Source organism: Anaeromyxobacter soli (assembly GCF_022808855.1).
GTDB classification, from domain to species: domain Bacteria; phylum Myxococcota; class Myxococcia; order Myxococcales; family Anaeromyxobacteraceae; genus Anaeromyxobacter; species Anaeromyxobacter soli.
Map to the genome: position 1 here is coordinate 21,083 of NZ_JAKZLF010000048.1, position 6,175 is coordinate 27,257.

The following is a 6,175-nucleotide window of genomic DNA, read 5'->3' on the forward strand; positions in this document are numbered from 1 at the left end:
GGCCCCCGCACCGCCGGGGGCCCGCGCCACGTTCCGGACCGCGGGCCCGCGCTGCGCTACACTCGGGGGCATGCTCAAGCTCCTCGCGATCCTGCGCACGATCTTCCTCATCTTCATCATCGGGTACACCGTCCGTGCGACGCCGTTCCTCGGGGACTACGCGCGCACGTTCGACGAGCAGTACGCCCGCTGCGCCACCGGGCTCGGGCTCCTCGTGCGGGCGGCCTGGATCGCCATCGCCTGGATCGCCTTCGAGACGGTCATCGGCTGGTGGCTCGCGGCCCGCACCGCCCGCGCCTCGCGCGCGAAGCTCGGCGCCGACGTGCCGAAGGGAGGCGGCGAGCCGCCGTTCGCGCCGCCGGGCCACCGGTAGCCCTTGCTGCGGGCCCGCACCCTCCTCTACCGGCTCCGCTCCTGGCTTCACCGCCGGGAGGTGAGCGTCTGGTACGACCCGCGCTACCGCCTGCCGCTGTCCGGGCTCGAGGTCGGCGCGGGGATGGAGCCGCGCCGCGCCGACTTCGTCATGTGGTGGCTGCGCGAGTGCGGCGCCGTGCCCGCGAGCGCGGTGCACGCGCCCCGCCGCATCGCCTACGACGACCTCGCCCGCGTCCACACGCCCGAGCTGCTCGAGTCGCTCGGGCGGCCCGCGACCATGGCCCACATCTTCGCGGTGGACCCGTCCGACGTGCCGGTGGACGAGGTCATGACCACCATCCGCCTCGCCTGCGGCGCCACCCTGGCCGCGGCGCGGGAGACGCTCCGGACGAAGCACCCCGCCCTGAACCTGCTCGGCGGATTCCATCACGCCGCCCCCGGCGCGGCGGGCGGCTTCTGCCCGGTGAACGACGTGGCCGTCGCGGTGGCGGCGCTGCGCGAGGACGGCTTCTCGGCGCGCGTCGCGGTGCTCGATCTCGACGCCCACCCGCCCGACGGGATCGCCGCCTGCCTGGCCCGGGACCGCGACCGCTGGATCGGCTCCATCTCCGGATCCGACTGGGGCCCGCTCGAGGACGTGGACGAGACGGTCCTGCCGGAGGGAGCCGGCGACGCGGCGTACCTCGAGGCGCTCACCGCCCTCCTCGAGCGGATGCCGCGCCCGCAGCTCGCGTTCGTGCTCGCGGGGGGCGACGTGCTGCAGGGGGATCGCTTCGGGAAGCTCGGGCTCACGCTCGAGGGGGTCCGCGAGCGCGATCTCCTCGTGGCGACGGAGCTCGACGGGGTCCCGACGGTGTGGCTGCCCGCCGGCGGCTACTCCAGCCTCGCCTGGCGCGTGCTCGCCGGGACGGGCATGGCGCTCGCGGCGGGCTCCTCCGAGCCCATCCCCGCCGACTACGACCCCCTCGGCGCGCGCTTCACCGTGCTGTCCCGCGAGATGTCGCCGGGCGAGCTCACCGAACAGGGCGAGCTCACCGCCGACGACCTCGAGGAGGCGCTCGGGATCCGGCCGCACCGGCAGCGGCTCCTGCTCGGCTTCTACACCGCCTCCGGGATGGAGCACGCGCTCTTCCGCTACGGGATCCTCGCGCAGCTCGAGCGGCTCGGGTACCGGCAGTTCCGCGTCACGTTCGACTCCACCGGCCTCGGCGAGCGGGTCCGCCTGTACGGTGAGTCGGAGGCCCAGGAGCACGTGCTCGTGGAGCTCGTCCTCGAGCGCAGGCGGGTCCTCGGCGTGGAGGTCCTGTACATCCACTGGCTCTCGCTGCGGAACCCGCGCGCGCAGTTCAGCGAGCGCCGGCCGCGCCTCCCCGGCCAGGACGTTCCCGGCCTCGGGCTCGCGCGCGAGGCGGGCACGATGCTCGCGCGCATGGCGGTCCGGCTCGGCCTCGGCGGGGTCGTGTTCCGGCCGGCCTATTTCCACACCGCCTACGCCGCCCGCTACGCGTTCGCCTTCATCGACCCCGAGCGGCAGGGTCGCTTCGACGCGCTCATCCGCGACCTCGCCCACGTGCCGCTCCTCGAGGCGACGAACGCGGTCGCCGAGGGGCGGGTGCTCATGGACGGCGAGCCGTACACGTGGGAGGCGGACGAGATGGCGTACTGGCTGCGCGAGTCGCCCGCCGACGCGGGCGAGGTGGAGCGCGAGCGGGAGCGGGTGCGGTTCTCGCTCGTGCCGGCGCCCGTGCCGCCCGCTCCGGAAGCCCGCTCCTGACGGTCACTCCCCGAGGAGCTCGCGGACCTCCCCCTCCAGCTTTCGCCCCTCCGCCACGTCGTATCCCAGGTGGACGAAGCGGACGACCCCGGCGCGGTCCACGAGGAGGGTCGTCGGCAACCGGCTGATCGAGAACGGCGCCGAGAGGCGGCCCCCGCCGCGGTCCCACAGGATGGGGAACGACACCGGGGTCGCCGAGAGGAACGCCTCCACCATCGCGCGGTCCTCGTCGAAGGCGACGCCGTACACGGCGAGCCCCCGTGAGGCGTAGTCGCGGGCGAGCCGGTCGAGGAGGGGGAGCTGCTCGCGGCACGGCTCGCACCAGCTCGCCCAGAAGTCGATGATCCGCACCTTCCCGGCCGAGTCGCCCGGGACCCGCACCTCCCGCCCCGCCAGGTCCTCCGCGGTGAGCTCCGCGCGCTGGCCGATCAGGGGGGAGCGCTGGACGGTGCGCCCTCCGGCGCAGGCCGTGGCGAGGAGAGCGAGGAGGACGAGAGCGCGGCGCATCGTCACATCATAATCGGGGGCCGCGGGGGCGCCGGCTTCACGCTGCGTCCACCCGCGCCGACGCCCGCCCCGGCGATGGAAATCCCGTACCGCAACGGAGGTTTCCGGGGTGTAAATGATCTTCGACAAGATTGAGCGAAGCACCCTGTGTCATCGTCCGCGGAACTCCGCGGCCGTTGGCCGGCGCATCCGCCGAGCCTTGCCGCGACGCACCCACGCTCGAGGTGAGCTCCTGATGCGCAACATCACACCAGTCATCGCCCTCGGACTGGCGATCCTCGCCGGCCCCGCGGTGCGGGCAGACACGGTCGAGGTGACCTCGACCACGCTCCTCACCGTGGGTGAGCAGACGCGCGGCGGCGTGCCGGGTGAGAAGCCCGAGCTCGTCACCGTCGCCCCCGCGTACGAGATCCTCAACATCGCCGCGCGCGGCGTGACGAACCCGATCGCGAAGGACCTGCAGCTCGTCGTCTCGACCTGGGGCTCGTACGAGCTCGCGGATCGGCGCTGGGACAACGGGACGGGCTCGGACCTGACCGGCGACGTCATGACGGGCTACCTCTCGGGCCGCCTGCTCGGCGACGCGCTGACGCTCCGGCTCGGCCGGACGCACGTCATGACCGGCGTCGCGCGGATGATCCAGCTCGACGGCGGCGAGGCGATCGTGACGCTGCCCTTCGGCCTCCGCCTCTCCGGCTACGCCGGCGCGCCGGTGTCGCAGCGGTTCGGCACGCGCAGCGGCGTCCGCAGCTGGAACCCGGTCGCGGGCGATCTCGCCTACGGCGGGCGCGCGGCGGTCTTCGTCCCCATCCCGGGCTACGCGGGGCGCGGCCTCGACGTCGGCGCCTCGGCGAACTTCGTCGAGGACGGCGGCGACCCCGTCCGCCAGGAGGTCGGCGCGGACTTCCGCCTCCAGCCGCTGGCGAAGAACCTCACCCTCTCCGGCTTCGGCTCCTACAGCCTCTACGACGAGCGGTTCTCCGAGGGGAACGCGGCGGTGAGCTGGTCGGTGAAGCCGCGGCTGCACCTCACGGCCGACTGGCGCTTCACCGCGCCGGACCTCTTCCTGGCGCGGAACTCGATCCTGTCCGTCTTCTCGACCGAGCGCCGCAACGACATCGGCGGCGGCGTCCGCTACGAGCTCCAGCACGGGCTCGAGGTCGGGGCCGACTACCACCTCGCCATCGAGCCCGGCGAGGACGGCGACTACTACGGCCACCTGGTCCAGGGAAGCCTCGACTGGGAGCGCGGCGAGACCGCCGCCGGCGCCGAGGTGTTCTACCTGGACGCCCTCGAGAACGGGTACGTCGGCGGCCGGCTCTTCGGTCGCCAGGACTTCGGCAAGTTCTTCGCCGCGGCGGACGTGCTCGGCCACTTCTTCCGCGAGCAGGTGAACGGCGAGGACTACTCGATCTCCGGCACGCTCACGGCGGGCGTCGAGCTCGCCAAGGGCTTCAGCGCCGTCGTCGCGGGGCGCGCCGGCATGACCCCCTTCCTGGAGCAGACGTACGACGTCATGGCGAAGCTCGTTTACAACCAGACCTACCGCATCCGGGAGGTGCGCTAATGAACCGCACGCTCCCCGTCGTCCTCGCGGCCGCGCTCGTCGCCGCGGGCTGCAGCGCCAAGGCGAAGAAGGTCGAGAAGGACGAGAAGGCCCAGCGGCCCGAGACCGAGTTCGTGCACTCGATCCACGTGGATCAGGGCATCGAGTGCACGGACTGCCACGCCGGGATCGACAAGGCGACCTCGCTCACCCAGCGGCACCTCCCCGCCACCGACAAGTGCAAGGAGTGCCACGAGGACAAGACCGCGCCGAAGCCCGCCGCGATCGAGCCGCGCCTCAGCTTCTCGCACGCCAAGCACCTCGGCCAGGCCGCGGTGAAGGGGAAGTGCGACACCTGCCACAAGAAGCTCCCGGAGGCCGGTGAGCCGTTCTGGTCGCCGCCGATGGACATCTGCACCTCCTGTCACAAGCACCAGACCGACTTCAACGAGGGCCGCTGCCGGCCCTGCCACGTGGACCTGAAGGGCTACTTCCCCGAGCGTGCGTACGCGCACAAGGGCGACTGGCTCCGGCTCCACGGCCCGCTCGCGCGCCCGAGCGCGGAGAGCTGCGCGCAGTGCCACGACCAGACCTACTGCTCGCAGTGCCACTCGCCCACCACGGCAGCCGCCCGCCCCTCGATCATCTTCCCCGAGGAGGTGAAGCGGGACTTCATCCACCGCGGTGACTACGTCTCGCGCCACATGATCGAGGCCGCCCAGGATCCGGCGAGCTGCTCGCGCTGCCACGGCAAGAAGTACTGCGAGTCCTGCCACGAGCAGCAGAACCTGACGAAGCTCTTCAGCGGCTCGCGGGTCCCCGCGACGCACGAGAAGGCCGGCTGGGCGAACGACCGCGCGAGCGGGAACTTCCACGGCGACGCCGCCCGGCGCGACATCTCGAGCTGCGCCGCCTGCCACGACCAGGGCGCCGACTCGGTCTGCGTGCTCTGCCACCAGGTCGGCGGCGCGGGCGGGAACCCGCACCCGCGGACGTTCCTCCGCAAGCACGACGACGACGACCGCCGGAACAACACGATGTGCGCGGCGTGCCACCACGGCACGTAGCGTGAGCTGATCCTCGGCCCGGGCCGCGCCAAGCGCGGCCCGGGCCTTTCCACGTCGGCGAACGATACCGGGCCTGCGGCGGGCGTCCTCGCTCCTTGCGCCTGCGGCGTACGGAAGCAGTCTCAGGATTCGTCACATTTTCGGCTGCTGACCGAGGGAGCGGCTTCGTCGGCCGAGCGGCGCACCGCGCGCTCCGGCTGGGCATCGACGGGTCAGCACGCGCGCGCCGGGAACGCTCCGGGCGGAGCACTGCGGGCGGCAGCGCGGTGAGCGTCACCGGCGGGGGCGCAGGGGTTCGGAAGCCCGGAAGTACGCGAGCGGCGAGTCGACGCTCTAGCCGCGCGGCCATTGCGAACCCAATCCCGGTTCGCCGGAGGTTCCGCCAGCTCCGTGGCGGCCGCAAATCACGGCGCCCACATGCCCAGCTGCATCCCGGGACGCAGGGGCACCGCGCCAGCGCGCGAGAGTGTCGATGGCCTATCGCCCGCGTCGCGGCGGAAGCGATCCATGTGCTCGCGCCCGAAGGTGCTCTCCGCGTGAAGCAGGTTGTGGGCTCGGCAGGCGAGCCGAAGATTCTCGATCGTGGACGGTCCCCCGAGGGCGGCGGGCTGGATGTGGTCGAGCTCGAGCTTCCAGCGGCTGTTGCAGCGGCAGCCGTCCGGGCCGACCCAGGCGCAGCGCCCGCCGTCGCGCTTCCACACCGCGCGGCGCACTATCGCCGGGATCGTGGTCCTCGCAGCCGGCGGCTTCTCGGTCTTCTTCGTCGCGGCGGCATTCGCCGTCCCGGCCTGCTTCGCTCCCTTCGTCTTCCGCTCCGGCGCGACCGCGCCCTTGCGCTTGCCGTGCTTCTGGATGGCGCAGCGGATCGCCTCGTGAAGCACCGCCGCGAGGTCGCCGTCCGGGACC

Annotated in this window: 6 protein-coding genes; 4 read left to right on the forward strand and 2 right to left on the reverse strand. The window is 72.8% G+C overall.

Translation table 11 applies throughout. The features are described 5' to 3' along the window. Window positions 1-70: 70 nt before the first annotated feature. Window positions 71-373: a hypothetical protein gene (locus MLV88_RS21980; RefSeq protein WP_242341111.1), complete on the forward strand. Its 303-nt coding sequence runs from the start codon at window positions 71-73 to the stop codon at window positions 371-373. Window positions 374-376: 3 nt separating this feature from the next. Then, window positions 377-2,149, forward strand: coding sequence for a histone deacetylase family protein (locus MLV88_RS21985; RefSeq protein WP_242341110.1), 1,773 nt, complete (start codon window positions 377-379; stop codon window positions 2,147-2,149). A 3-nt stretch (window positions 2,150-2,152) separates the two neighbouring features. Here the strand turns inward: MLV88_RS21985 and MLV88_RS21990 are convergent, their stop codons facing one another. Then, complete coding sequence (locus MLV88_RS21990; protein ID WP_242361910.1) at window positions 2,153-2,656, reverse strand: TlpA disulfide reductase family protein; 504 nt, start codon at window positions 2,654-2,656, stop codon at window positions 2,153-2,155. 235 nt (window positions 2,657-2,891) lie between these two features. Between MLV88_RS21990 and MLV88_RS21995 the strand changes: the two genes are divergently transcribed. Together MLV88_RS21995 and MLV88_RS22000 are read left to right on the forward strand one after the other, a co-directional pair. Continuing rightward, on the forward strand, window positions 2,892-4,223 hold the full coding sequence (locus tag MLV88_RS21995) for a hypothetical protein (protein ID WP_242341108.1): 1,332 nt from the start codon (window positions 2,892-2,894) through the stop codon (window positions 4,221-4,223). Continuing rightward, window positions 4,223-5,269 carry a cytochrome c3 family protein gene (locus MLV88_RS22000; protein WP_242341107.1) on the forward strand — a complete coding sequence of 349 codons (1,047 nt, stop codon included), beginning with the start codon at window positions 4,223-4,225 and terminating at the stop codon, window positions 5,267-5,269. The genes MLV88_RS21995 and MLV88_RS22000 overlap by 1 nt, the downstream gene beginning before the upstream one ends. A 404-nt stretch (window positions 5,270-5,673) precedes the next feature. Here the strand turns inward: MLV88_RS22000 and MLV88_RS22005 are convergent. Beyond that, on the reverse strand, window positions 5,674-6,175 hold a 502-nt coding region (locus tag MLV88_RS22005), incomplete at its 5' end, for an HNH endonuclease (protein WP_242361911.1).

What these genes read in the sequence shown, in the direction of transcription:
- MLV88_RS21980 (WP_242341111.1), top strand. Translation starts at nt 71, where the DNA reads ATGCTCAAGCTCCTCGCGATCCTGCGCACGATCTTCCTCATCTTCATC.
- MLV88_RS22000 (WP_242341107.1), top strand. Translation starts at nt 4,223, where the DNA reads ATGAACCGCACGCTCCCCGTCGTCCTCGCGGCCGCGCTCGTCGCCGCG.
- MLV88_RS21995 (WP_242341108.1), top strand. Translation starts at nt 2,892, where the DNA reads ATGCGCAACATCACACCAGTCATCGCCCTCGGACTGGCGATCCTCGCC.
- MLV88_RS21990 (WP_242361910.1), bottom strand. Translation starts at nt 2,656, where the DNA reads ATGCGCCGCGCTCTCGTCCTCCTCGCTCTCCTCGCCACGGCCTGCGCC.